The organism is Pelomonas sp. KK5 (assembly GCF_001984095.1).
GTDB lineage: Bacteria > Pseudomonadota > Gammaproteobacteria > Burkholderiales > Burkholderiaceae_C > KK5.
On sequence record NZ_LYVQ01000010.1, the window covers coordinates 24,733 to 50,084 of the forward strand.

The window sequence follows — 25,352 nt, forward strand, 5'->3', positions numbered from 1 at the left end:
CCAAAAGAAGCGCGCTCGCTGACTCCGAAATACGGCAGGCCAAACGAGAAAATGGTGGCGTCATCACCGTCGCGAAGTTCGGCCTACTTCCAGATAGGGTGATCCTGAACGCCCCGCGCAAATCCGGGTTGTTGACGATGCGAGAACACTGCTAGCAAAGAGTGAGCGCCCTCGCTCAATTGCTAAGAGAACGACGAAGCACAACGGGTTTTCCGCCCATCTTGCGCTTGGTCATCCAAGCCGCCAAAGCAGAGTCCAGGTAGTCCGCGTGACCTGGAAACCACTGAAACAGGTGCTGTGCAAGATCATGTACGGTCTCTGCGCCAAACCTGCGTTGTGCTACACCCTCACGAACCTCCCGAACCGAGGCAAGGACGGCCGCGTGTTCATCGATATGGCAGTCCCGTGGAGGAAACGCCGTGCTGTGCATCCATCCTTCCTCTTCGGAGAAATGCTCGACGGCATGCTTCTCGAACGCGGATAGCGCACGAAGCGCGTTGTCCTCGTCACACGTGAGGAGATCGAATGCCACGAGATAGAACTCTCTATGCCTATCGTCCATCGGTCCGTAGCCAAGAACACGTGCGTCCGACCAGACGAAGGATGGCGCCGTTCCCGGGGATGCAGGTACTTCAGCGCCTGTCGGGGTGGCGTACTCGTGCTTTGTATCTGTACTCATACCGGCTCTTCTGCGATCAGGAAACGGATGTGAATGCATGCCGGAGGCGGGTTGGGACACGGATCTCGTCGGCCAGCATGCGTCCAATGATCGGGCTGATTACCTCAGTCAGTTTTTTATCTCGTGGCCGCCAGTGTCCTCTTTCTTCCGTTTCAATGTTGAGACGATGCGTTCCGGAATTGATACTTTCGAGTGCATTGCTCTGCAGGCAAGGTCGCATTCGGTGAAACGCGGTCAACGTCGCCAAATCGTCTCGACCTGCGAGCTTCAACAGAGGACGCCAAAACTATTGCGCCGCAGCGCGGATACGCACCGGGATGGACTTGTACGAAGGGGTGCCGCTCTCCTTGTCGATGTAGTCGAGCGGAACAAGTAGATTGGCCTCGGGATAGTAGGCTGCCACCGAGCCGCGGGCGATGTCGTACTCGATAGCCGTGATGCCCTCCATTCGCGCGGAGCGCCCGGCCGAAATCGTCTCGATGTCGACCTTGTCACCGTGCTCCAGGCCTCGCGCAGCCAGATCGTCGGCATGCATGAACAGTACGTCGCGGCGACCGAACACGCCGCGGTAGCGGTCATCCATGCCATAGATCGTCGTGTTGTACTGATCATGACTGCGTATCGTGACGAGGCGCAATACGTCAGGATCCCAAGGCAGGTAGGTTTGGCGAACACCGGGGAAAACAGAGAACATGGCTTTGCCAGTCGGCGTGGTCCACTTGCGCTCAGTGGGCGGCAGCGGCATGCGGAAGCCGCCGGGTGTGCGGATGCGGGTGTTGTAATGGTTGAAGCCCGGCACGGTGCGCTCAATCAGCTCACGGATACGATCGTAGTCATCGACCAGGGATAGCCAGTCGACATGGGTGTCCGAGAGCGTGGCCATTGCCAAGCCAGCCACGATCGCCGGCTCGGAGCGGAGCTGCGCGGACGCCGGCCGAAGCCTGCCGGCAGATGCATGGACCATGGACATCGAATCTTCCACCGTGATCGACTGCGGTCCGGACTTCTGAATATCGATCTCCGTCCGACCCAACACAGGCAGCAAGTAGGTCTCCCTCGCTACGAGCAGGTGCGATCGGTTGAGCTTGGTGGCCATGTGCACACTCAGATCCAGTGCCTTCATGGCCGGGTAGCAGACCTGCGGGTCCGGCAGAGCTACGGCGAAGTTCCCGCCCAGGCAGATCAATGCCTTGGCTGATCCGTCAATCATCGCCTGCATTGCCTGGACGGAATCGTGCCCCGCCGCTGTGGGCGGCATGAAGCCGAACACCTGCTCGATCCGCGCGAGAAAGTCCTGCGACGGTTTCTCGGTGATGCCCACCGTACGATTGCCCTGTACGTTTGAATGGCCGCGCAGAGGGCAGATGCCGGCGCCGGGCTTGCCAAAGTTGCCCCGCAACAGCAGCAGATCGGCGATCAGGCGCACATTGGCTGTGCCGGTGTTGTGCTGAGTGACGCCCATTCCGTAGCAGACGATCGTCGCATTCGATCTCGCGTATGCCGCGGCTACCTCTTCCAGTTCTCCTCGGGTGAGACCGCTTTCCTTCTCGATATCGGTCCAAGACGTCGCATCGAGGTCGGCGGCCATGGTGTCAAAGCCGCAGGTGTGCTCGGCGATGAAGGCGTGGTCGAGAACGTCGCCGCGCCGCGCTTCGAGCACCAGCAGTGCCTTCATGATGCCCTTGAGTGCGGCGGCGTCGCCACCGGCTCGGACGAGGTGATACGTCGATGCAATGTCTGTCGAGCCGTAGGTCGCCATCTCAACCAAGTTCTGCGGATCAGCGAAGCGTTCCAGAGCCCGTTCGCGCAGCGGATTGAAGACGATGATCGGTACCTTACGACGCGCCGCTTCATGCAGTGTGCCCATCATGCGCGGGTGGTTGGTGCCCGGGTTGTGGCCGATCGAGATAATCAGTTCAGCCTGGTCAAAGTCTGCCAGGGACACGGTGCCCTTACCAATGCCGATTGATTGCGGCAGGCCGACGCTGGTGGCCTCATGGCACATGTTCGAGCAGTCCGGAAAGTTATTGGTGCCGAACTCGCGGACAAAGAGCTGGTAAAGATAGGCTGCCTCATTGGAGGCACGGCCAGACGTGTAGAACTCCGCCTGATTCGGGGAGGCCAGCCCCCGCAGGACCTCGCCGATGCGGCTGAATGCGGCCTCCCACTCGACCGGGCGGAATTTGTCAGCGACCGCGTCATAGACCATCGGATGCGTCAGCCGGCCGAAGTTCTCCAGCTCGTAGTCGGACAGTTCCAGCAAGGACGAAACCGTGCGAGCTTCGAAGAAGTCCGGCGTCACGCGCTTGCTCGTGGCCTCCCATGTGACCGCCTTGGCGCCGTTCTCGCAGAACTGGAAGCTCGATTTGTGCTCCTTGTCCGGCCAGGCGCAGCCGGGACAGTCGAAGCCTGTTGGCTGGTTGGTGCGCATCAGCAGGATAGGCGCCTCGATGATCTCCATCTGCTGGCGCACCGCCTGGGCCGTCGCCTTCAATGCACCCCAACCGCCGGCAGGGCCGTCATAGGGCCGAATGCCGGGAACCTCGCGTCGTTTGTTCATTGCATATCTCCGTGCGACATTCAGTGCACTAAATCTGGTAATTGGCGAGCGCCTCACGCATGCGGCACCTGCCTAGTGGAGTGAGCACTCCTGTCTCGGACAGCGATGCTGCCGTCGATGCGCATCGCTGCGACTCGCAGTGAAGACTGTTCGCCACGACTGGTGACCAGCCCTGCTTTGCTCAGTTCAACGAGGCAAGGGATTGGAGACAGGCTACTGCAGCTCGTTCTTAGGAGCCCCTGCCACGAAGAGATTGAACGACTCCATGTCGACGGCACTCTCGGCCAGCAGCGCCATGAACGCTTGCAGCTTCTTGGCCATGTACTTCTGTCGCCTGTAAGCACAGAAGATTCGACGCCTCTCCGGTTTCCATTCGGGAAGAATCGGCACGAGGCTCCCGTGCTTGACCTCAGGGCCAGCGAAGAAATCTGGAAGAAGAGCAATCCCGACGCCGTCTACACAAAAGGACTTCATCACCCAGTAGTCATTGGACGCAATGATCGACCGCGTCGTATACGGATGGGAAGTTCGATCAGAGTGGAGAACAACGGCCCCCTGACCAACGGTCTTCCGCAAGACGACGGACGTATGCTGAGTCAGGTCCTTGGGCTCCTTCGGTATTCCGTGCGCACGTACGTAAGCCGGACTTGCGTATAGACCGTAGGTGAGCCGCCCCATCAGCTTTGCCACCACGTCAGGGAGGTCCGGCGGGTCGGAGCAAACGTAGCAGTCCACGTCCTCCAGGCGCGGGGAGTCTTCGCGCCCGGCCGCATCGAGTTCGCAGTGGATGTTGGGGTGTCGACTGAGGAAAACCCGGGTCACGTGGCAAACAAACGTCGTCGTGAAGTGGTTGTCGGCCAGGATTCGCAAGCGCCCCTTGTCCCCCGAGCTCATCTCCTGGACTTCATGCCGAGCCGTCTCCCAGCGACCAGCCATATCCGCCAGCAGTGACTCACAGTGAGCATGCAGAGCTCGTCCGGCATCGGTAGGTGTCAGCGTGCGCGCAGAACGGGAAAGCAACTGCACGCCCAAATCCTCCTCCAGCTTACGGAGCAGACGACTGAGGGTTGCCTTGGGCATGCCGGTCTGGGTCTCTGCCTTGGTCAGGCTACCGGCCCGCATGATGATGGCGAAGGCTTCAACGAGCTTTATTTCCATATCCACGAGTGTCTCCTCGGGATCGTTCCAAAACTGGAACGTAGCGTCTCGCAGTCTATCTTTCGCAATCCGCCGTTGCTTATTAAATTTTTGACCAACAGATGACAAGGTCATCTGTGCCAGGCCAAACCAAGCAAGGAACGGATCATGAAGACTCCCATGCAGCAGGCAGCGATATGCCTGCTGGCGTTGCTCGCCCCTCTCGCTGCCTCAGCCGCCGAACCCACGAAAGTCGGCTTCGTCTACTTCGGCCCCGTCGGAGATGTCGGCTGGACGTACCAGCACGACCAAGGGCGCAAGGCCCTTGAGCAGGCTCTGGGCAACAAGATCGTCGTCAAGACGGTGCCGAACACTTTCGAGGGCCCGGACGGCGACCGCGTGGTGCGCGACCTGACGGAGAACGGCACCAAGATCATCTTCGCGGTCGGCTTCGGCTACATGCGGGATGTCCTTCGGATCGCGGCCGACAACCCCGACAAGTGCTTCACCACGGCATCCGCCTACATGACCGCGCCGAATGCGAGCGGCTACGGCGCCAAGTGGCACGAGGGTGGCTATCTCGCCGGCATCGTCGCGGGAAAGATGGCCAAGAACAACGTCATCGGATTCGTGGGCGCGAACCCCGTCCCGGACGTGATGTGGTATCTCAACGCTCTGGTCCAGGGCGCGCGTTCGGTGAACCCCAAGGCAACGGTCAAGGCGGTCTTCGTCGGCTCGTGGTCCGACCCTCCGAAGGAGACCGACGCGGCAACCGCGCTGCTGAACCAGGGTGTGGACGTGATGACCCACTACACGAACTCGCCGGCGGTCGTGACCGCCGCCGATGCGCGCGGCGTCCCGACCATTTCCTTCCACTCGGACATGCGTCGGTATGCGCCAAAGCACTACCTGACAGGCGTCACGCACGAGTGGTCCGACTACTACATCAAGTTCACCAAGGACGCGCTGGAAGGCAAGTGCAAGGGCAGCCTCTATTTCGGCGGAATCAAGGAGGGCAACATCAAGATGGCGCCAATGGGTCCGCAGGTGCCCAAGGACGTTGTCGATCTTGTCGCGGCAAAGACCAAGGACATCGCCGAGGGTCGACTGAAGGTCTTTGCTGGACCCATCCGCGACAACAAGGGCGCCGTTCGCGTGGCTGCCGGAAGCGCGTATCCCGATGCCGATCTGGGCAAGATGGATTGGTATGCCGAAGGCATCATCGTCGGACAGCACTGATCGGAGCAAAGCATGCAAACCACAGCATGGCACCCGGTTGTGCCCTCGCATTTCCTGCGCGAAGCCGAGAACATCGTCGCTGGCTTTATCCAAGGACAAGAGGTCGCCTTGTGGCGGTCTCAGGCGGGCGAGGTCCAGGCCTGGGATAACCGATGCCCGCATCGCGGAACGCGATTCACACTCGGCCGAATCATCGACGACCGCCTCTCTTGCGCATACCACGGCTGGGAATTCGCTCCGAGCGGAAAGTGCATGGCCATTCCTGCGCACCCGGAGCTGCCCGCGCCCAAGAACGTAGGTGCCAAGACGTTCCCTGTAGTCGAACGCGACGGCATGGTCTGGGTCGCGAAGGAGGACGGTCAGAGCTGGGCTGGCTTACCCGACTCTGCTGGCTTGTCCTTCTGCCGCTCGCTGGGCTTGCGCGCCAACGTGGAAGTCACCGCAGCGGTACTAGCCGCCAAAGGCCTCGAACGGACGGGGGCCTATGCATGGCAGGGCCGAATCGCTGACTGCGCCGTCCAAGTGCTTCTGAACGAGGCCCATCCAGACCTTACCTTCGCACACGTCTGGCTGGCAGACGAATCCGAGAGCGCTCGCGTGGCCGCTTCGTTGCAGCTGCTGCGCCGCGATGTCGAAGGCGCCAACAGAAATGGAGACACGCAATGACTTTCGACTGTCAGGACAAGACCTTGCTTGACGACTGGCTCACCGCGGGGCCGTCGTCCCGCGTCGAACACGCAACCGCGAGGACCCCTTACACCACTCGGTTGTTGGGAACTGAGATCGCCCTCTGGCGCGATGCTGCTGGACAAGTGCATGGCCGCGCGGGAGCAGCTCCGTTGCTGGTCCTCGAGGCGTATGGCTACCTGTGGGTCTGCCCGAGCGGCCAGCCCCGCAAAGCGCTGTTCGCCTTCCCGGAATTCAGCCAGGACGGTCGGCGCATCGTCGATTGCGACGGCATCGGCGTATCGGTATCCGGCCTTCGAATGGTCGAGAATTTTCTCGACATGGGCCACTTCCCTTACGTCCATGCCAGCTACCTCGGCGAGGTGCCGCAGACCGAAGTTGCCAAGTACGACGTTAGCGTGGACGAATCCGCCGACGAGATCTGGGCAACGAACTGCCGCTTCTACCAGCCTCGCACGTCGAAGGCCGCCACCACCGGTCTCGAGGTTCAGTACGCCTACCGGGTCATGCAGCCGATGAGCGCGATGCTCTACAAGACGGCCTTCCCTCGCCCGGGCGAAATGGACGCGATCGGGCTGTTCGTGCAGCCGCATGACGAGGACCACATCACCGCGTACTGCCTCCTCTCGTACTTCGACGACACCAGCACCGAAACCGACCTGATCGCGTTCCAGCACACCATCTTCGGGCAGGACAAGCCGATCCTGGAAAGCCAGGTCCCGAAGCGCATGCCGCTTCAGCTCGGCGCCGAGATGCCGACTCGCTGCGATGCCATGTCGGTGGCCTATCGCCGCTGGTTGTCCACTCGCGGCACCAGCTACGGCACCGTTCGCTGAGGACATCATGGCTTCAACAAGACCTTTCGTCGTACGGCGGAAGTGGATGACTACGCCCGACGTCGCCGCCTTTGAACTGGCACCGACTGATGGCGCACCCATTCCCGCGATCCAGCCCGGCGCCCACGTGGAGTTCGTCATCGAGCGCGCCGGTCAGCCACCGCTCGTGCGCCACTACTCGCTCTGCAACAGGCCCGGCGAGTCGGAACACCTCGTCTTCGGCATCAAACGTGAACCCCAGTCCCGAGGCGGCTCTGCGTGGATTCACGAGCTTGGCGAAGGAGCGCAAGTCCGCCTCGGCGACGTTCGAAACCTCTTCCCGCTGAAGCCTGAGGCACGTTCCCACTTGCTCCTGGCGGGCGGTATCGGCATCACACCGATCCTCGCGATGGCGCAAGCGCTGGACGCAGCAGGGGGCAACTACGAGCTTCACTACTTCGTCCGCGGTGACGACCACGTGGCCTTTCGCGAGCGTCTGGCCGATGCTCAAGCCAAAGGACGGCTCCACGTCCACGCCGGTCTTGACGGCTCGGCAGTCCGGGCGCTGCTGGAAGGCCTTTTCGACACCCGTACGGACGGCGCGCATGCCTACTGCTGCGGCCCAGGCATCTTCATGGATACCGTCGCCGAGGTCTCCGCAAAACGCTGGCCCGAGGACCGGGTCCACTTCGAGCGCTTTCAGGCTGCTGCGCCGACCGCGAGCGAAGGGGACGCACCGTTCGAAGTGCTTGCGAAGAGAAGCGGCGTGCGCTGCCAGGTGGGCGTGGGGCAGACCATCATCCAAGCACTTTCTGCGGCTGGCTGCGAAGTCATGACCTCATGTGAGCAGGGTGTCTGCGGGACTTGCCTCACACAAGTACTGGAAGGGACCCCGGACCATCGAGACGCCTATCTCAGCAAGGCTGAGCGCGAGGCCGGCAAGCAAATCATGCCGTGTGTTTCCAGGTCCAAGACAGCCCTGCTGGTTCTGGACCTCTGACATCGAATCGACTCGACCATGAAACTCTACGACTACGAACTTTCGGGCAACAGCTACAAGGTCCGGCTCCTGCTGCACATGCTCGGCACCAGCTATGAGCGAGTGGCGGTGAACTTCTTTCCTGGCCGCGAACACAAGAGCGACCGCTTCCTGGCGGAGGTCAATCCGCTGGGGCAGATTCCCGTCCTCGAGGATGGAGACTTCAAGCTGAGAGACGCCCAGGCCATCCTGGTGTACCTGGCCTCCATGTACGACTCCGGCGGCACCTGGTATCCCGACGACGCACGACAGCGCGGTGAAATCCAGGTCTGGTTGTCTACCGCCGAGGACATCACCCGCACGGCCTCAGCCGCGCGACTGCACGACGCACTCAACTATCGCCAGTTCGACATCCGGGCCTGCCGCGTCGGCGCGAAGACAGTGTTCCGCGTGCTGGACGACCACCTCGCCGCCCGGCAGATGGCGCGCAAGACCTGGCTCGTGGGCGAGCACCCCACCATCGCGGACATCGCCTGCTTCCCCTACGTCGCGCTGGCGAACGAAGGCGGCATACCCCTCGACGAGTTTCCGGCGGTGCGTCAGTGGCTCTGGCAATTCCGCAGCCAACCCAATTTCATCGGCATGGCCGGAATCATGGCCATCGAGTTGGCCACCACCAAATGACGCAAGCGTTGCAAAGGCAAGGACACGACATGGACACCAAACAAGCTCTCCGCCCTCTGCTCGAAGACCGTTCCTTCCTACGGCACTTCTGGCATCCCGTCTGCACAAGGGCAGAACTGGAGTGCGCCAACCCGTCCGGCAAGGGCCCGCTGGCGGTCAAGCTGCTGGGCGAGCCGGTGGTGATTGCCAAGCTCGGCGGCAAGGTCGTCGCCCTGGAAGATCGCTGCGCTCACAGGTTCGCCGCCCTGTCCAAGGGCACGATCATCGACGACTCGCTGCGGTGCAACTATCACGGCTGGCGGTACGACTCGACCGGCAAGGTCAATCACATCCCTGCCTGCCCGGAACAGCCGATCCCTCGCAAGGCATGCACGGCGGCCTATGAGTGTGAAGTGAAGTACGACCTGGTCTGGGTGCGTCTCGATGGGAGCTGGAACTGCACCGAGATTCCGTACTTCAGCGAGTGGGACAAGCCCGGCATGCGTCACATCGTTGCGCCGTCCTACGGCTGGAACACGGCCGCCGAGCGTCGATGGGAGAACTTCACCGACCTCTCCCATTTCGCCTTCGTTCACCCGGGGACTCTGTACGACCCGACCTACGACCGGCCGCCCATCCCCGCGGTCGACCGCGTCGACGGAGAGCTCCGCTTCGCCATCGAGCCGCCCCCGGAGATGATCGAGAAGCTGCCTGAGAACGCGCCCATGGGCACGTTCACCTACCGCTGCACGATGCCGTACTCCATCAACCTCAAGATGCAGCTGTACAAGGACGACAGCGACTTCACGCTCTGGACGACGTCCTGCCCGGTGGACGCGACCCACTGCAAGAACTTCATGATCATCAGCCGCGCTGCCAAGGACGACGACCCGGACCACGTCCATACGGCCTTCCAGAAGCTCGTATTGTCAGAGGACCAGCCCATCATCGAGTCGCAGTTTCCTGCGGAAATCTCGCTCGACGAGGTCTCGCTGGGCACGGACAAGGTATCGAACCAGTACCGCAAATGGCTTCGCGAGCTCTCTATCGCCGGCACGAAGGGTCAGGACGAGTTCGTCAAAGCGCTGCGCACGACCGTCACTGACGAGCGACCCATCGGCGCCTGAGTCGTAACGGTTCTCCTGGCCTGGTCGGACCGTCATCGCCCTTGGCGATGCGACCGGGTGGGCCGCTCATCCATCTTTCCCAATTCATCGCCAATCATGGAATTTCCATTTTCGCTGGGCTGCAATGGCCGAGGCGTCGTCCACATCGAGGGGACTCCCATGTCCGTGGACGACCAGTTCCGGCTGCTCAAGTCGGCGGGCTGCTACGACCATTTCGACCGCATGCCCCAGCCTGGCGAGGAGCGCATCTACCTCGACGCGGCCAACCGCCACGGCATTCCCATCCGGACCGGCCTGTGGTGGTACACAGCCGGGCAAGACGAGGCATTGCTCGAGAAGAATCTGTACGTCAGCAAGCAAGGTGGCGCCGAGTTCCACGACATCATGCTGCACATCCGCAACGCCCAAGGTCGGGTCGTGAGCGACGATGAAATCGTCGCGTTCTACGAGCTCGCTCATGAGCTGGGCGAGCGCATCGGCATCGAGATTGGCTTCGAGAACCACATCTACATGTGGTCCGAGGACCCTCGCCGGATCGAGCCCATCGCGGAACGCGTCAGCGCCCGGGGAATGCCCTTCAAGTTCGTCCTCGACCACAGCCACGTGCTCATCAAGGTCGACAACCCGGAAGAGCAGGACATCATCGGCATTCGCCAGGACGTCGAGAGCGGAGCCCTGGTGGTGGACCCGTACGAGGCTGGCAACGTCATCGACCGGTGGATCGCCATGAACATGATTCACTGGCTGCAGGTCCGCCCGGTCTCGCCGAACGGACCGAAGAACCGTTGGGCCATCAAGAACAACAACAGCTACGACGGCGGTGCCTGGGGACGTCCCTGCCAGTACCCGTTCACCAAGCCAAAGCCTGGGGAGTGGCATTCGGACTGGCACGCCTACCGCGTCGAACCTTGCAAGGAGGTTGTCCGCCGCGTGCTCCGACATCACTTGCGCGCCCCGAACAGCCCGCTGCGGTACATCACCACCGACATGATCGACATGGCCGACTACGGCGAAAACGCGAAGTACTCGCTGTTCGAGCAGAACGTCGCCATCGCCACGTGGATTCGCAGCGAATGGGACGCCCTGGTCAAGGAAGACGCCGGCCAACGCGCACTCGAACAACAGCTCTTGAAGAATGGGACGAGCCAATGACGACGCGAGCCGCTGCCGTGTGGAAGCCTGATGGCCGACGGACCGTCCAGTCGCCCGACCTTCTAGGTCAGCGCGCAGGCGAAGGGCTGGTCAAGCTGGAAGCCATGTCCAGTATCAACATCGACGAACTCACCACTCACACTGGACCCCAGTCTGGGCTCCACGGGGGCTTCCACTCGACGAAGCACGTCGAATCCGCCCGCAGCATCGAGGTGGTCTGATGAGCACCTTAGAGCTTCTCGACGAACACCGCTGCTTCGGCGGGACGATGCGCTTCTACCAGCATGAGTCCCGTGAGATCGGCCTGCCAATGAAGTTCTCTGTGTTCCTGCCCCCGGCCGCAGAGAAGAAGGCCGTGCCGGCCATGCTTTGGTTGGCGGGACTCACCTGCAACGAGCAGACGTTCATGTTCAAGGCAGGTGCTCAACGCAAGGCTGCAGAGTTGGGAATCGCGCTGGTTGCGCCGGACACCAGCCCGCGGAATGCCAATGTGCCCGGCGAAGCGGACGATTGGGACTTCGGCGTGGGAGCAGGGTTCTACTTGGATGCGACGCAACTCGGCTGGTCGAAGCACTATCGAATGGAGAGCTGGCTCATCTCGGAGCTTCTACCGCTTCTCGGGACAGAGCTGCCAATTGACCTTCAACGCGTGGGCATGTCGGGTCATTCCATGGGCGGCCACGGCGCGCTCACGCTGGCGCTTCGCCACCCTGGCCTATTTCGCTCACTGTCCGCCTTCGCTCCGATCTGCTCGCCGTCGAAATGTCCTTGGGGAACCAAGGCGTTTCGCGGCTACTTGGGCCCCAACGAGCACGGTTGGCTTCCCTATGACGCTACCGCCCTCATGTTGTCCAAGCGGACGGCCCCTTTCCCAGACGGCATCTTGATCGACCAAGGAACATCGGACAAGTTCCTGGAGACGCAGTTGATGCCAGGTCTGTTCGAGGCGGCCTGCCTCAGCATTCGACAGCCGCTGGCGCTGAGACGGCGCGAGGGCTATGACCACGGGTATTTCTTCATTGCCTCGTTCATCGACGAGCATTTGAAGTTCCATGCCGAACGCTTGACGCCCGCCTAGTCATATGAAATGACTTGAATATTTAGAAATATCACCACCCCAAATACTCGGCTTTGATTTCAAAGCCGAGTTGTCGGCGCTTGCTGTCAAAAATCAAGATATAGCTGACGACCGAACCACAATCCAAAAGCACCCCTTCCGCATGTAAAGCGCCGCTTCCTGTTAAGGCTTGCGGCGCTTTTCATTTTCGGGGGCAATCCGAAGCCAGAGTCCGAGGAAATTCCCACTTTCAAGTAGGAATCACCCTAGACCTTTCCGTCATCACACAGTTGCACTCGGGAGAAACCCGACTTTCCTCAACGAAAATGTTCTGCGCAAACGCGAACATTAGTCCTTTTCGGCTCAGAGCGTCCTAGAAGTAGAGCAAAACCCTGATCGTTCCGCCATTGGAACGGATCGTCTCGCCGACGGTCCTTATATAGAGCCAAGCGCTTCGCTATTGTCACGATCACATAACGAACTTCGGCTTGCAACTATCCGGTCCATCCACAAAGACGGCTGCGCCTACCGGCACTGACTGCCTATCGATGGTCGCATGGTTAAAAAGGGGTCTGGGATGTGAACACTGCCGCCAGCAAAGGCGCGGCCTATTTGACTGAATCCAACCAATCCAAAAGGTACGTCCATGAAGATTTCAGCCATTGCACTCGCCATTGTGGGTGCATCAGCCAACGCAGCAGATTGGAGTGACGCATCACTGTCCTACTCGCACGGCAGCAGCTATCACGAACCGGCAAATACTCACGACGTCACGAAAGACATCCTGAGCCTTTCGTACCTCGGCGGCAACTCCGTCGGGCACAACTACTTCAACGTCGACATGCTGCGTTCCAACAAGGACAACCCGGCAAACAACGGCACGAGCGGAGCGCAAGAGGTCTATGTGGTCCTTCGCAACGTGCTGAGCTTCGGGAAACTCAGCGACAAGAAGCTGTCTTTCGGCCCGGTCAGCGACGTCGGCCTCGAGAGCGGAATCGACTTCAGCTCGAAGAACGACGCTTTCGGCGGCGCAGAGTTCAAGTGGATGGTGGGACCGATGGTGCAATTCAATGTACCGGGTTTCTGGACCCTATCTTTACTTGCCCTGAAAGACACCGGCAATAACTCGCTTGCCGGCGTCCATGTCAATTCGCCCATCACTTGGCGTCTATCGACAGCTTGGTCCTTCGACTTTCAGGCGGGGGCTCCCGTGGTATTTAAAGGCTGGGCCACCTACACCGGCACGCGGGGCAAAGACGGATTTGGCGGCCCGACGTATCCGGAAGTATGGTTCTGGTCCAGTCTGACCTGGGACGTCGGATCGGTATTCGGCGCCAAGCCGAAGAAGTATTACGCCGGCGTCGGGTACGAGTACGTCAGAAACAAGTTCAACGACTCCCCGAACCTGATCGGAACCAAAACGTCGGTTCCGTCCATCCGATTCGAGGCCCATTTCTAGCAGTCACATGGCCGAGAGCTAAAGGAGCCATCGTGGAATACACCCCTCTTTTCAATATCTTCTGCCGGGACGTGGATCGCATGATGCGGTTCTACAGAACAATCTGTGGCTGGCGCGACATCCCTGAAATATCCTCTCCAATCTACAGAGTTCTCGAGCGCGACGGCGTTCAAATTGGCTTCAACGGCTGGAAAGCATATGACCTGCTGGGATTATCGGCTCGCCAGAAGTTGGAGGGAGACGATGTGCCGGTATCGTCCATGCTCAGCTTCGTGGTAACTGATCCCGCCCTTGTGGATAAGGCCGCAGCGTTGGTGAAATCAATGGGATGTCGCGTCATCCAAGGCCCATTCCCCACGTATTACGGCCACTGGCAACTCGTATTCGAAGACCCCGAGCGGAACATAGCGCGAATCACGTGCCCCAAGCTGCCGGCGGGGGCGGTCATCCCCACCGTCGATTTGTCCTAGGCCCCAGAAGCCGACCGGACAGAGTCGGGTACTGACGGCCGGAACTGCATATTGCAGCCAAAGAATACCCGCATCACCCCTTTTGCGCGCAGCGGTACGTACTCATCGCGCAAATAACGTCAATGGTTAAACGGAGAAATTACCGTGCAAGCAAGTCCTCTGATTAAAGACAACTCCTATCTTCGCCACTTCTGGCACCCCGTGTGCTCCGTGAAGGAGCTCGAAATGTCGAGCCCGTCCGGCCTGGGGCCGCTTGGAGTGACCCTCCTCAGCGAACACCTGGTAGTGGCAAAGCTTGGCGGTGAGATCGTCGCGATGCGGGACCGCTGCCCACACAGGTCAGCCAAGCTATCCGCCGGTCAAGTCGTGGGCGCTGACCTGCAGTGTCCGTATCACGGCTGGAAGTACGGCGCGTCAGGGAACTGCACGCACATCCCGGCCTGCCCGGACGGGCCCATCCCGGCCAAGGCCAAGGTCGAGCGATTCGACTGCCAGGAGAAGTACGGCCTCATCTGGGTTCGAATGGATTCGTCCTTCGACTGCACGGAGATTCCGCACTTCAGTGCTGCGGACAATCCGAAGTTCAAGATCATCATCCAGGAGCCCTACTACTGGAAGAGCTCGGCGGAACGCCGCTGGGAGAACTTCACCGACTTCTCCCACTTCGCCTTCGTCCACCCGCAGACCCTCTTCGATCCGAACGCCGCGCAGCCGCCGCTCGTTCCCATGGACCGCGTCGACGGGCAATTCCACTTCGTCTACGACACGCCCAAGGGCATGGACGTCAACTCGCTGGCCATCATCGGTAAGTTCTCCTACGTCTGCTCCATGCCGTTCGCAATCAATCTGTCGTCGCTCAAGTACAGCGACAACACGACCAGCGTGCTCTTCAACGTTTCCTGCCCGATCAACGACTCGGAGACCAAGAACTACTTCATCTTCGCGCGGGAAAAGCACGACGACTCCGACTGGCCGCACATCGCGTTCAACGACCTGGTGTTCGCGGAGGACAAGCCCATCATCGAGTCGGAATGGCCGCAGTACCTGCCGGACGACGAGGTGTCGGTCATCACCGACAAGGTGTCGATGCAGTACCGCAAGTGGCTCCGCGAGCTGGAGTCCGCCGCACGAGAAGGCAAGGAGGCGTTCAACCATGCGCTCAATAACCGCGTCCTCGAAAGCGACCGGACCTATCCGCAGCCTGGCCCCACTTTCTGAGCAGGAGGTCACATGAAGACTGAACAACATGCCTCCGGGAGCGTCCGGATCCACGCTCTCTTCAAACGGGTTGCTCTGCCGGTGCTCTGCCTGGCGTTGGCTGCGGGGTGCCTCAGCGGCTTCACCCGCAACGCCAATGCCGCAGAAGCGCCCAAGATCGTGTTCCTCTATAGCGCGCCGGTCGGCGATGCAGGTTGGGGATTCGCGCACGAGAAGGCGCGGCGCGAGGTCCAAGCCAAGTTCGGCGCGAGGATCCAGACCCAGGCCATCGACAACGTCGCGGACGGACCGGATTCGGAACGCGTGGTGAGAGAGGCGGTTTCCCAGGGCGCGAAGATGATCGTCGGGACGAGCTTTGGCTACATGGATCCGATGCAGCATGTGGCCGTAGACGAGCCGCAGGTGAAATTCGAGCACGCGTCGGGTTACAAGACAGCGCAAAACATGCGCACGTTCAATAGTCGCATCTACGAGGGCTACTACCTCGCTGGTGTGGTTGCGGGCTCGATGACGAAGACCAATGTGCTGGGCTTCGTGGGTGCGGTTCCGATTCCTGAAGTCATTCGTAACCTGAACAGTTTCACCCTCGGTGCGCAATCGGTGAACCCGGCTGTCACGACCAGGATCGTCTGGACCAACGAGTGGTTCAACCCGCCTCGTGAGACGGATGCGGCGAATTCGCTGATCAACGCCGGAGCCGACGTGCTGATGCAGAACACCGCATCGCCTGCGGTGCTGCAGGTAGCCCAGGTGCGAGGCAAGAGGGCTTTCGGCGTCTACTCCGACATGACGGCGTACGCGCCGAAGGCCAGCCTCGGTTCCGCCATCATCAACTGGACGCCGTACTACACGTACGCAGTCCAGGGCTACCTCGACGGGACCTGGAAGACTGGTTCGAGCCTTTGGGGCGTGAAGGAAGGCTCAGTGGATTTGGTCTCGCTGGCCAGCGACGTTCCGGCTGCCACCCGTACAAAGCTTGACCACGTGAAGGAGAGTATCAAGGCCGGCACGTTCGCGGTTTGGACGGGGCCAGTCTTTGACCAAGCAGGGAAGGAAGTGCTTTCCAAAGGGACGCGTGCGACGGATGCGTACCTCGACTCCATCAACTTTCTCGTGAAAGGTGTTGAAGGACGACTGCCAGGCAAATAGGCAGTCCCAGCCAGGTCAGCACTGAGCGCTCACGCCCTCAGCAGGTGACCTGGCTTTGGCCCGTCTGATGTGGATTTCGGATCGCTCCTGGAAGCGAGGCCGAAGACGAATTACGTCGGGTGTTGGTCGCCGTCCTGTCAACGGCAAGTCCGAGGAAGAACCTGACGTCGCGGCATGACGGTGTCGCCTGTTTGGTCCCGTTCTGCGCGCATGGCTAGACCGCAATCAGCACACCTGAAGAGGACTCTCAAAATGAATCAAAGCGACGTCGACAAGAAGTTAGCACCCGTACCAATGTTCGTACTCGGGTGCCAGCACGTGCTAGTCATGTATGCAGGTGCTGTCGCAATTCCTCTAGTTTTGGGGGCTGCACTGAAGCTGCCCAAAGACCAGTTGGCATTTCTTATCAGTGCCGATCTTTTCGCGTGTGGTCTGGCAACCCTCATCCAATGCATCGGTGTCGGCATGTTCGGCATCAGACTGCCGGTAATGATGGGTGTGACGTTCACCGCAGTCTCTCCCATGATTGCCATCGGCGTCGACCCGAGCATGGGCCTGCAGGGAATCTTCGGAGCAACCATTGCTGCCGGCATCTTCGGCATTCTGGTCGCGCCAACCATCGGCAAGCTTCTGCGATTCTTCCCTCCGGTCGTAACTGGCCTGGAGATACTTGCCGTCGGCTTGTCATTGATGGTGGTCGCGGCCACCTGGTCTGGCGGAGGCTTCGGTGCCCAGGACTTCGGCAACCCGGTCTATCTAGCGATCGCCGGAGCAGTCCTTGCTGTGATCCTGCTAATCGTCCGTTTTACAACAGGTTTCGTTCACAACGTCGCCGTTCTTATCGGGTTGATCGCTGGATTCGGCGTCTCATCATCGTTGGGCTTGGTATCCACGACTGGGTTGGGCGAAGCTCCTTGGTTCGGCCTGATCGTGCCGTTCCATTTCGGAGTGCCGACGTTCAATTTCTGGGCGGTGTCGGCCATGTGCATCGTCATGCTCGTGACGTTCATCGAATCGACTGGCATGTTCCTGGCGCTCGGTGACATTGTGGAAAGACCTGTTGCCGAGGATGAACTGGTACGCGGGTTTCGCGCGGACGGCATTGGCACCTTGATCGGCGGCCTGTTCAATACCTTTCCCTACACTTCATATGCTCAGAACATTGGCCTCGTGAGTGTCACTGGCGTGCGGAGCCGATGGGTCTGCGCCGTCGCGGGGGCCGTGCTTCTGGCGCTGGGTCTCTTCCCGAAGATGGCCGTGGTAATCGCGTCCATCCCGCCTTACGTGCTGGGGGGCGCCGGAGTGGTCATGTTCGGCATGATCTGCGCAAGCGGCGTCAAGACACTGGCGCGGGTGGACTTCAAGCGAGTCCAGAACCTCTATATCGTTGCCATCAGCATCGCGGCTGGCATGCTGCCCATCGTGTCGCCGCAGCTGTTCTCCAAGCTGCCACATAGCCTGGCTCCCGTGCTTGAGAGCCCAGTCCTGCTGACGGCGCTGTGCGCCATCATGCTGAACATATTCTTCAACGGTGTGGGCAGCACCGAGACGGCGCGCAACTCACTGATGTTGACGGCAAAGGAAGCTGATCTTTGACGACCTATGGCGAAGGCGTTCAGGAAAGTCCGCGTCACGGCTCGCCGCAACCCCAGAGCGCCTAGGAGGAACTACAGCCATGTCAGCGCTTGGCGCCTACGCAGCCAGCAGTTGATCAGAGCGTCAACCGAGCATGTCCCCTCCGTCGAGTGACGTCCGACGGGATTGCCCTGCAGCAGCAACGCTGACAGGGCCTTTTTCCGCGCTTCGCTATGACTGACCCAGTGTCTGTAGGGAATGTCCGCTTCAGGGCGTCCAGTCTGACTAAGGCAACTACCGCAACGGGTCGACATCTGCCAGTGGTAGCCGAGGGTGACGCAGGCCCTTAAGTTGCGCTCACTCCAGGATGACTCAGGAGACGAACTACGGCTCCGGTCTGTGCGCAAGGCCTGCGGGTAGATGGCCATCGTGCTCCTGCATTAGCGCTTAAGTTCGACGGCGAGCCGCTTCTGCTAGGACCAACGCTTGCCTCGTGACCACCACCATTCCGCAGCGCTTCTCCGGCTGCGTGACTCAGGACTGCCCCACCTGAGTCTCTGCCGCGGCGGCGGGAGCGGACGCCGCTGAGTGCTTAGCCACCTTCTTGGTGGTTGTCTTCGAAGCAACCTTGCGTGCAGGCTTAGCTTCACCCGCTACCTTGACTGCCCGGTTCGACGCCGGAGCCTTTGGCTGGCCGGGCGCCTTTGCCCTTGTCGAGGTCTTTGGTGTCCTTTTAGCGGCTGATCTGGTTGCGGCAGGAGCCTTCTTGACGACTGCAGCCTTCTTCGCCGGGACCTTCTTGCTCGTTGCAGTCCTCTTTCCTACTTTGGCGGACTTCTTCGCCGCTCCTGTGATTGCGGTCGCCTTCTCGAGAAGGAACTCTTCGAGCTTGCGCCCGGCCTCGATGGCCTCGTGAATCCACTGCGGACGTTTCCCAATGCCGTGCCAGGTGTTGCCCTGGCCGTCGGCAAATTTGGCGGGTTTGTCAGCCCCAGTCCTTTTCCCCGAACCCACCTTCGCCCTTAAGGCAGTCGCGTTGTTGGCACTATGCCCAGAACCAAACAAATCCTCTACGGTAAGGCCGTGCTTGGCAATCTCTGATCGAATGCGGGCAACCACGCCGGATTGAAGCGCGGCAGCCTTACGTTGCAGTTTCTCGATTTGATTCTTGATCTGTGCCAGAGAAGATGCCATATGAAGACTCCGGGAAATTTTGTTCCAGGAGTCTACTCACTAACCGGAGAAATGTGCTGACTTGAGTTGGGCGCGCCGCCTCATCGTGGTTCTCGGATAGTCTTCCGTTGCGAGGCCGGATCGAAGCGAGCCATTCCAGTGACTTCTCGACGTTCGCCCTTTCGAGAAGACCCGCCCCGTTGAGCGCGCCAACGCGCACGTGCTTGTTCAGCGTGATCTGTTAACAATGCGCAGAACGTCGGACGGCATGACTCACGACTTGTGCCGTCACGCTAGGCATGACCATTCCCCTCACGAGTCTATGCCGTCCGTTGCAAGTGCCACCTTCCGCCTTGCTTTCACCGGCCAAGCGGGTTGCGCTGTTGGATATTCGGACTCCAGACTGGTAACGCTTGGCTGATCGCCATGCAATCGACATTTCGAGTTCTCCGAATCTCCCGCTCCCGCCTGAGGCCATCGTCTGCCGGGCGGATCAGCAGACCTTCCTCCATGACTTGACAGCACGCACCATAAGGTCCGCGCGTTTCTGTTCGCGATGGCGATCATGGCCTTGGACCATCCCACTCGAGCACGGAGCTGAACGGCCCACTTGCTCAATGCATCGTCTCTTCGGGAGACGGCCGTCAAGGCTGCGCGCCCACCGAGGACAAGCATCTTTCGCAGGTAAGCATCTCCGCGTTTGGTGATCGAACCAAGCCTTTGCTTTCCGCCAGTGGATGACGTACGAGGGACAAGTCCAAGCCAAGCGCTGAACTGCCGGCCGTTCTTGAATTGATTCATGTCGCCGACGGACGCGACCAGGGCGGATGCCGTAATGGGCCCCACGCCGAACACCTTCAGGGCCAATTGAGCGCGTGGATCAGTCGCGGCGTGTCGCTCTATCTCACCGGTGCACCAGGCTATCTGCCGCTCAATGGCGTCAAAGTGGACCACACACCGGCGAAGAGCCATCCGCGCGAGGGACGGCAACTCGCTGTCCTCCTGGCGGAGCAGCTTGAGCAACTCGCCGTGGAACCTTTCGGTCGACAGAGGAAATAGGATACCGAACTCGGAAAGTATTCCCCGAGCCCGATTCATGCAGGCACCTCTCTCTTCGATATAACCCTCCCTCAACGAATGGACGGCGCACCAGCTTTGTTGAGCAGGTGTCTTCACGGGAACAAATCGCATCTGGGGCCGACTAGCTGCCTCACAGACGGCGGCTGCGTCATTTGCATCGCTTTTCCCTGTCTTCCCACTCATGCGATATGGGCCCACGAAGGAAGGTGAGATGAGTCGGGCGTCAAGTCCAAGTTTGATCAGTTCCCGCGCCCAATAGTGCGCGGAAGAACATGCTTCTATCCCAATAAGGCATCCCTGCGGCAGCTCCGAGCACCAGGATAGGAACCCGCTCCGCGGCAACTTCTTGGCCGCGATCACAGTGCCGTCATCCGCCACGGCGTGGACCTGGATGACTGTCTTTCCCAGGTCTACCCCGACCCGGACGATTCTCTTTCGCAGTTTCCTCATTGAACGGCACCTCCGTCAGAGACTAGGTCGAGAGCAGCAAAGGCGCATCTCGCCTATCCACTGTTGGTGGGACATCACCTTCATTCGTCATAAACAGCCAGCGAACACATGATGACCGCCGATGCCTGTGGCTATCGAATGGGAGTGTGATGAGTGGCGGTCAGCAGGGGCCAAAATCTCAATCTGCTTTGAATGCTTGGCTCCACCAAAGCGTAGACTGGCCATTCCCTGAGCGGCTCCGCTTTTCCTGCCTGAGCAGGAGTCTCAGCGAGATGACAGCGATGAGACCTTGCGCGGCTCCGACCGAGTTGTCGGGGCCGTCCTTTTATCTGGTACCAACAGGCTGGCTGAAACTTCTTGAGCAAGTGACGCGAGAGTCATGAGTTTTCGCGAATGATGGCCTCAAGTCATTGCGGTCCGCCTCGCGACTGTCGCTGATGGGTCGAGAAAGGAAGTCGAGACCGATCCAGAAATCCGGACAAAGGACATTCACGGCCATCTCGCGGGCCCCGCTCGTCACAGTTGTGGATAACTGTGACGACACTAACGCTTAACTGTGACGAAACCTAGCCGGGCGAGATCTCGCTGGCGCTTCACTCGGTCCTGTTCCTCGATGAGTTGCCGGAATTCACCAAGACGGCACTTGAGGCCCTGCGCGAACCGATGGAAACCGGCCGCATCACGATCTCGCGCGCGGCGCGGCAGAGCGAGTTCCCGGCCCGCTTCCAGCTCGTGGCCGCGATGAATCCCTGCCCCTGCGGCCATGCCGGCAATCCGCTGCGCGAATGCCGCTGCACGCCGGACCAGATCGCCCGCTACCAGGGCAAGCTCAGCGGTCCCTTCCTGGACCGCATCGACCTGCGCATCGAGGTACCGGCGATCCCTCCGGCCGCGCTGGCCGCCGCACCGGACGGCGAAGCGAGCAAGATCGTGGCCGAGCGGGTGCGCGTCGCGCGCGGACGGGCCGTCGCCCGCCAGGGCTGCCCCAACGCCTTGCTGGATGCCGCCCTGCTCGATCTATACGCCCAGCCCGGCAAGCCGGCGATGGACCTGCTGCTCAAGGCCGCCGAGCGGCTGGGCTGGTCCGGCCGCAGCTACCACCGCGTGCTGCGCGTGGCGCGAACGATCGCCGACCTGGCCGGGCGCGAGGAGATCGGCCCCGCGCAGATGGCCGAGGCGATCCAGTTGCGGCGCGGGTAGCACCGCTTCTTAACCGCGGCGGGCCAGGTGCCCGTCCTTCTGGGCGACGACGACATCGCCGGCGCGCAGGTGCGGATCGCTGCGCAGTTCGCGGCGGCGCACGGTGCCGTCGGCGCGCTTGAGCTCGACCACCCACACGCTGTACTTGTGCATGTTCTTCTCGATCTCGTTGCCGGCATAGCCGCCGGCCGCGGCGCCGCCGACCGTCATCAGCGCGCGGCCGGTGCCGCCACCCACGCGGTTGCCGAGCAGGCCGCCGATGACCGCGCCGCCCACCGCGCCGGCGCCGCTGCCGGATTCGGCCTTGCGCTGCTCGACGTGGACGTTGACGACACGCATGCAGTCGCGGCACAAGGGCGCGGGATCGGCCTGGGCGACACCGGCAGAGAGGGCGAGGACGGCGGCGAGGGCGTGGTACTTCGTGTTCATGATCGGGCCTTGCTAACGGCGATGTTCAACTGAGGGCACGCAGCATGCCACCCGTCTTCGCCGAGAGCGCCACGCGGCGCCACGAACTTGTAACCGCTCTTATCCCAGCAGCGGCGCCAGCGCCCGGCTGGCGGCCGCCTCGTCCAGCGCCATCCGCTCGGCCCAGTCCTTCAGTTGGTCCTCGCCGATGCGGCCGACGTTGAAGTAGCTCGCCTCCGGATGCGCGAGATAGAAACCGCTGACGCTGGCCGCCGGCGTCATCGCCATCGCGTCGGTCAGGCCCATGCCGATCTCGGCCGGGTTCAGCACCTCGAACAGGCCGCGCTTGGACAGGTGATCCGGGCAGGCCGGATAGCCGGGCGCCGGGCGGATGCCGCGGTACTGCTCGGCGATCATCTGGTCGTTGCTGAGCGCCTCGTCCGGCGCATAGGCCCAGAACTCGGTGCGCACCCGCTGGTGCAGGCGCTCGGCAAAGGCCTCGGCCAGACGGTCGGCCAGGGCTTTCAGCATGATGGCCGAGTAGTCGTCGAGGTCGTCGACGAACTGCTTTTCCTTCTTGTCCACGCCAAGGCCGGCGGTGACGGCGAAGAGGCCGATGTAGTCCGGCACCTTCGACGCTTGAGGCGCGATGTAGTCCGCCAGGCAGCGGTTCGGACGCTTGACGCCATCCACCACCGGCCGCTCCGACTGCATGCGCAGCCCGCGCCAGGTCATCAGCACCTTGCTGCGCGACTCGTCCTCGTAGATCTCGATGTCGTCATCGTTCACCTGCGCCGCGGGGAACAGGCCGAACACGCCCGAGGCCTGCAGCCAGCGGCCCTCGATCAGGCGCTGCAGCATGCGCTTGCCGTCGCTGAACACGCGCTGCGCCTCCGTACCGACGATCTCGTCCTTGAGGATCTGCGGGAAGGGGCCGGCCAGGTCCCAGGTCTGGAAGAACGGGCCCCAGTCGATGTGCTGGGCGAGTTCGGCCAGGTCGTAGTTCTTCAGCACGCGGCGGCCGATCACGCGCGGCACCGGCGGCGCATAACTGGACCAATCGACAGACACCTTGTTCTCACGCGCCTGCGCCAGCGTCACCAGCGGCGTCTGCTTCTTGTTGGCGTGCAGCTGGCGCACCTTCTCGTAGTCGCTCTTCAGCTCGTCGATGAAGGCCGTGGCGCGTTCGTCGGACAGTAGCTCCGTGCACACGCCCACCGAGCGCGAGGCATCCGGCACGTAGACCACCGGGCCCTCGTAGTGCGGGCTGATCTTCACCGCCGTGTGCACGCGGCTGGTCGTCGCGCCGCCGATCAGCAGCGGGATCTTCTTGATGCGGAAGTAGTCGTCGCGCTGCATCTCGGCGGCGACGTGCTGCATCTCCTCGAGGCTCGGCGTGATCAGGCCCGAGAGGCCGATGATGTCCGCGCCTTCCACCTTCGCCTTGGCGAGGATGTCCTGGCAGGCCACCATCACGCCCATGTTGACGACCTCGTAGTTGTTGCACTGCAGGACCACGGTGACGATGTTCTTGCCGATGTCGTGCACGTCGCCCTTGACCGTGGCGATGACGATCTTGCCCTTGGGCTTCACGTCGCCGCCGGCCGCTTCGAGCTGGCGTTTTTCTTCCTCGATATAGGGCACCAGGTGGGCCACGGCGGACTTCATCACACGAGCCGACTTCACCACCTGCGGCAGGAACATCTTGCCCGCGCCGAACAGGTCGCCGACGATGTTCATGCCCGCCATCAGCGGGCCTTCGATCACGTGCAGCGGCCGGCCGCCGCTGGCCTGCACGGCCTGCCAGGCTTCCTCGGTATCGGCCACGATGAAATCGGTGATGCCGTGCACCATCGCATGCGAGAGCCGCTCGTTGACATTGCCGGCGCGCCAGGCCAGTCGGGCCGTGTCGTCCTTGGCCTCGCTCTTGGCCGTATCGGCGATCTCGACCAGGCGCTCGCCGGCATCCTTGCGGCGGTTCAGCACCACATCCTCCACGCGCTCGCGCAGCGTGGGCTCGAGGTCGTCGTACACGCCGACCATGCCGGCGTTGACGATGCCCATGTCCATGCCGGCCTGGATCGCGTGGTACAGGAAGACCGTGTGGATCGCCTCGCGCACCGGGTCGTTGCCGCGGAAGCTGAAGCTCACGTTGGACACGCCGCCGCTGACCTTGGCGCCGGGCAGGTTCTGCTTGATCCAGCGCGTGGCCTCGATGAAGTCCACCGCGTAGTTGTCGTGCTCCTCGATGCCGGTGGCGATGGCGAAGATGTTCGGGTCGAAGATGATGTCCTCGGGCGCGAAGCCGACCTCGTTGACGAGGATCTTGTAGGCCCGCTCGCAGATCTCGATCTTGCGCGCGAAGGTGTCGGCCTGGCCCTTCTCGTCGAAGGCCATCACCACCGCGGCGGCGCCGTAGCGGCGCACCAGGTTCGCCTGGCGGCGGAACTCTGCCTCGCCTTCCTTCATCGAGATCGAGTTGACGATGCCCTTGCCCTGGATGCACTTCAGGCCGGCCTCGATCACCTCCCACTTGGACGAGTCCACCATGATCGGCACGCGGGCGATCTCGGGCTCGGAGGCGATCAGGTTCAGGAAGCGGACCATCGCGGCCTTGCTGTCCAGCATCGCCTCGTCCATGTTGACGTCGATGACCTGGGCGCCGTTCTCGACCTGCTGGCGGGCCACGGCCAGCGCTTCCTCGAACTGGCCGTTCAGGATCATCCGCGCGAAGGCCTTGGAGCCGGTGACGTTGGTGCGCTCGCCGACGTTGACGAACAGCGTGCCCTCGCCGATGGCGACCGGCTCCAGGCCGGAGAGCTTCATCGGGGGTGGGGTCAGTGGGGAATTCGCGTTAGACATGACGGCCTTCGTGCGGGCCGCATGCGAATGAATGAGCTCACCGCGGCCACTGGGAATACAGGGATCGGGTGAGCGTCGTTGTCGCGGGCAGCATGCCCGCCGGGTCCAAGCCTGGCGGAGAATCAATGCCCCGTCGCAACGCTCCTTGAACCGAAGCCGGCATTTTATCCGTGGAACTCGTCCCCCTGCCCCCCGACAGCCTTCGCCTTGGCC

The 25,352-nt window shown here is 61.5% G+C and carries 20 protein-coding genes, 1 pseudogene and 1 riboswitch; of the genes and pseudogenes, 14 read left to right on the top strand and 7 right to left on the bottom strand.

Annotation, left to right across the window (positions count from 1 at the left end):
- Positions 1–175: 175 nt before the first annotated feature.
- The 3 genes from B0W88_RS02560 to B0W88_RS02570 form a co-directional block, all read right to left on the bottom strand.
- Positions 176–679 carry a bacteriohemerythrin gene (locus tag B0W88_RS02560; RefSeq protein WP_077033084.1) on the bottom strand — a complete coding sequence of 168 codons (504 nt, stop codon included), beginning with the start codon at positions 677–679 and terminating at the stop codon, positions 176–178.
- A gap of 286 nt (positions 680–965) precedes the next feature.
- Positions 966–3,239 carry an FdhF/YdeP family oxidoreductase gene (locus B0W88_RS02565; RefSeq protein ID WP_077033085.1) on the bottom strand — a complete coding sequence of 758 codons (2,274 nt, stop codon included), beginning with the start codon at positions 3,237–3,239 and terminating at the stop codon, positions 966–968.
- A gap of 213 nt (positions 3,240–3,452) precedes the next feature.
- Positions 3,453–4,397: a LysR family transcriptional regulator gene (locus B0W88_RS02570; protein WP_077033086.1), complete on the bottom strand. Its 945-nt coding sequence runs from the start codon at positions 4,395–4,397 to the stop codon at positions 3,453–3,455.
- A 147-nt stretch (positions 4,398–4,544) separates the two neighbouring features.
- Between B0W88_RS02570 and B0W88_RS02575 the strand changes: the two genes are divergently transcribed.
- The 13 genes from B0W88_RS02575 (at position 4,545) to B0W88_RS02635 (ending at position 17,987) form a co-directional block, all read left to right on the top strand.
- Positions 4,545–5,615 carry a BMP family ABC transporter substrate-binding protein gene (locus B0W88_RS02575; protein WP_077033087.1) on the top strand — a complete coding sequence of 357 codons (1,071 nt, stop codon included), beginning with the start codon at positions 4,545–4,547 and terminating at the stop codon, positions 5,613–5,615.
- 12 nt (positions 5,616–5,627) lie between these two features.
- Positions 5,628–6,281 (top strand): Rieske (2Fe-2S) protein, encoded by a 654-nt coding sequence (locus tag B0W88_RS02580; protein ID WP_077033088.1) that lies wholly within the window; start codon positions 5,628–5,630, stop codon positions 6,279–6,281.
- Complete coding sequence (locus B0W88_RS02585) at positions 6,278–7,138, top strand: aromatic ring-hydroxylating dioxygenase subunit alpha (RefSeq protein WP_077033089.1); 861 nt, start codon at positions 6,278–6,280, stop codon at positions 7,136–7,138. Before B0W88_RS02580 ends, B0W88_RS02585 begins: the two co-directional genes overlap by 4 nt.
- Before the next feature lie 46 nt (positions 7,139–7,184).
- Positions 7,185–8,117, top strand: coding sequence for a PDR/VanB family oxidoreductase (locus B0W88_RS02590; protein WP_158080782.1), 933 nt, complete (start codon positions 7,185–7,187; stop codon positions 8,115–8,117).
- An 18-nt stretch (positions 8,118–8,135) separates the two neighbouring features.
- A complete protein-coding gene (locus tag B0W88_RS02595) occupies positions 8,136–8,780 on the top strand; it encodes a glutathione S-transferase family protein (RefSeq protein ID WP_144006564.1) in 645 nt (214 codons plus the stop codon).
- 29 nt (positions 8,781–8,809) lie between these two features.
- Positions 8,810–9,886: an aromatic ring-hydroxylating dioxygenase subunit alpha gene (locus B0W88_RS02600; RefSeq protein WP_077033092.1), complete on the top strand. Its 1,077-nt coding sequence runs from the start codon at positions 8,810–8,812 to the stop codon at positions 9,884–9,886.
- Between the two features lie 159 nt (positions 9,887–10,045).
- Entirely contained in the window at positions 10,046–11,038 is a 993-nt protein-coding gene (locus B0W88_RS02605; protein WP_198937748.1) for a xylose isomerase, read from the top strand.
- Between the two features lie 220 nt (positions 11,039–11,258).
- Positions 11,259–12,116 carry an S-formylglutathione hydrolase gene (gene fghA, locus B0W88_RS02615; RefSeq protein WP_077033095.1) on the top strand — a complete coding sequence of 286 codons (858 nt, stop codon included), beginning with the start codon at positions 11,259–11,261 and terminating at the stop codon, positions 12,114–12,116.
- A 625-nt stretch (positions 12,117–12,741) separates the two neighbouring features.
- Positions 12,742–13,554, top strand: a complete 813-nt coding sequence (locus B0W88_RS34355; protein ID WP_198937749.1) for a hypothetical protein — start codon at positions 12,742–12,744, stop codon at positions 13,552–13,554.
- 32 nt (positions 13,555–13,586) lie between these two features.
- Positions 13,587–14,024, top strand: coding sequence for a VOC family protein (locus B0W88_RS02620; RefSeq protein ID WP_198937750.1), 438 nt, complete (start codon positions 13,587–13,589; stop codon positions 14,022–14,024).
- A gap of 144 nt (positions 14,025–14,168) precedes the next feature.
- Positions 14,169–15,242: an aromatic ring-hydroxylating dioxygenase subunit alpha gene (locus B0W88_RS02625; protein ID WP_144006566.1), complete on the top strand. Its 1,074-nt coding sequence runs from the start codon at positions 14,169–14,171 to the stop codon at positions 15,240–15,242.
- Between the two features lie 48 nt (positions 15,243–15,290).
- Positions 15,291–16,391, top strand: coding sequence for a BMP family ABC transporter substrate-binding protein (locus tag B0W88_RS02630; protein WP_369973839.1), 1,101 nt, complete (start codon positions 15,291–15,293; stop codon positions 16,389–16,391).
- A 252-nt stretch (positions 16,392–16,643) separates the two neighbouring features.
- Positions 16,644–17,987, top strand: coding sequence for a nucleobase:cation symporter-2 family protein (locus B0W88_RS02635; RefSeq protein ID WP_077033098.1), 1,344 nt, complete (start codon positions 16,644–16,646; stop codon positions 17,985–17,987).
- A 513-nt stretch (positions 17,988–18,500) separates the two neighbouring features.
- On the opposite strand, the gene B0W88_RS35150 is transcribed toward B0W88_RS02635, so the two are convergent.
- Positions 18,501–19,160, bottom strand: coding sequence for an H-NS family nucleoid-associated regulatory protein (locus tag B0W88_RS35150; protein WP_077033099.1), 660 nt, complete (start codon positions 19,158–19,160; stop codon positions 18,501–18,503).
- A 291-nt stretch (positions 19,161–19,451) separates the two neighbouring features.
- Entirely contained in the window at positions 19,452–20,669 is a 1,218-nt protein-coding gene (locus tag B0W88_RS02645) for an IS110 family transposase (RefSeq protein WP_077033100.1), read from the bottom strand.
- 570 nt (positions 20,670–21,239) lie between these two features.
- Between B0W88_RS02645 and B0W88_RS02650 the strand changes: the two are divergent.
- Positions 21,240–21,869: pseudogene (locus B0W88_RS02650) on the top strand (ATP-binding protein); the annotation flags it as partial.
- A gap of 9 nt (positions 21,870–21,878) precedes the next feature.
- Here B0W88_RS02650 and B0W88_RS02655 read toward each other — a convergent pair.
- Together B0W88_RS02655 and metH are read right to left on the bottom strand one after the other, a co-directional pair.
- Entirely contained in the window at positions 21,879–22,298 is a 420-nt protein-coding gene (locus tag B0W88_RS02655) for a glycine zipper 2TM domain-containing protein (RefSeq protein ID WP_077033102.1), read from the bottom strand.
- A gap of 99 nt (positions 22,299–22,397) precedes the next feature.
- Positions 22,398–25,139 (bottom strand): methionine synthase, encoded by a 2,742-nt coding sequence (gene metH, locus B0W88_RS02660; protein ID WP_077033103.1) that lies wholly within the window; start codon positions 25,137–25,139, stop codon positions 22,398–22,400.
- Positions 25,140–25,202: 63 nt separating this feature from the next.
- Positions 25,203–25,292: riboswitch (S-adenosyl-L-homocysteine riboswitch) on the bottom strand.
- Between the last annotated feature and the right edge of the window lie 60 nt (positions 25,293–25,352).

Excerpts from the sequence above, each read along its gene's own strand:
- B0W88_RS02560 (WP_077033084.1), bottom strand. The coding sequence starts at position 679 with ATGAGTACAGATACAAAGCACGAGTACGCCACCCCGACAGGCGCTGAA.
- B0W88_RS02565 (WP_077033085.1), bottom strand. The coding sequence starts at position 3,239 with ATGAACAAACGACGCGAGGTTCCCGGCATTCGGCCCTATGACGGCCCT.
- B0W88_RS02570 (WP_077033086.1), bottom strand. The coding sequence starts at position 4,397 with ATGGAAATAAAGCTCGTTGAAGCCTTCGCCATCATCATGCGGGCCGGT.
- B0W88_RS02575 (WP_077033087.1), top strand. The coding sequence starts at position 4,545 with ATGAAGACTCCCATGCAGCAGGCAGCGATATGCCTGCTGGCGTTGCTC.
- B0W88_RS02580 (WP_077033088.1), top strand. The coding sequence starts at position 5,628 with ATGCAAACCACAGCATGGCACCCGGTTGTGCCCTCGCATTTCCTGCGC.
- B0W88_RS02585 (WP_077033089.1), top strand. The coding sequence starts at position 6,278 with ATGACTTTCGACTGTCAGGACAAGACCTTGCTTGACGACTGGCTCACC.
- B0W88_RS02590 (WP_158080782.1), top strand. The coding sequence starts at position 7,185 with ATGACTACGCCCGACGTCGCCGCCTTTGAACTGGCACCGACTGATGGC.
- B0W88_RS02595 (WP_144006564.1), top strand. The coding sequence starts at position 8,136 with ATGAAACTCTACGACTACGAACTTTCGGGCAACAGCTACAAGGTCCGG.
- B0W88_RS02600 (WP_077033092.1), top strand. The coding sequence starts at position 8,810 with ATGGACACCAAACAAGCTCTCCGCCCTCTGCTCGAAGACCGTTCCTTC.
- B0W88_RS02605 (WP_198937748.1), top strand. The coding sequence starts at position 10,046 with ATGTCCGTGGACGACCAGTTCCGGCTGCTCAAGTCGGCGGGCTGCTAC.
- fghA (WP_077033095.1), top strand. The coding sequence starts at position 11,259 with ATGAGCACCTTAGAGCTTCTCGACGAACACCGCTGCTTCGGCGGGACG.
- B0W88_RS34355 (WP_198937749.1), top strand. The coding sequence starts at position 12,742 with ATGAAGATTTCAGCCATTGCACTCGCCATTGTGGGTGCATCAGCCAAC.
- B0W88_RS02635 (WP_077033098.1), top strand. The coding sequence starts at position 16,644 with ATGAATCAAAGCGACGTCGACAAGAAGTTAGCACCCGTACCAATGTTC.
- B0W88_RS35150 (WP_077033099.1), bottom strand. The coding sequence starts at position 19,160 with ATGGCATCTTCTCTGGCACAGATCAAGAATCAAATCGAGAAACTGCAA.
- B0W88_RS02645 (WP_077033100.1), bottom strand. The coding sequence starts at position 20,669 with ATGAGGAAACTGCGAAAGAGAATCGTCCGGGTCGGGGTAGACCTGGGA.
- B0W88_RS02655 (WP_077033102.1), bottom strand. The coding sequence starts at position 22,298 with ATGAACACGAAGTACCACGCCCTCGCCGCCGTCCTCGCCCTCTCTGCC.
- metH (WP_077033103.1), bottom strand. The coding sequence starts at position 25,139 with ATGTCTAACGCGAATTCCCCACTGACCCCACCCCCGATGAAGCTCTCC.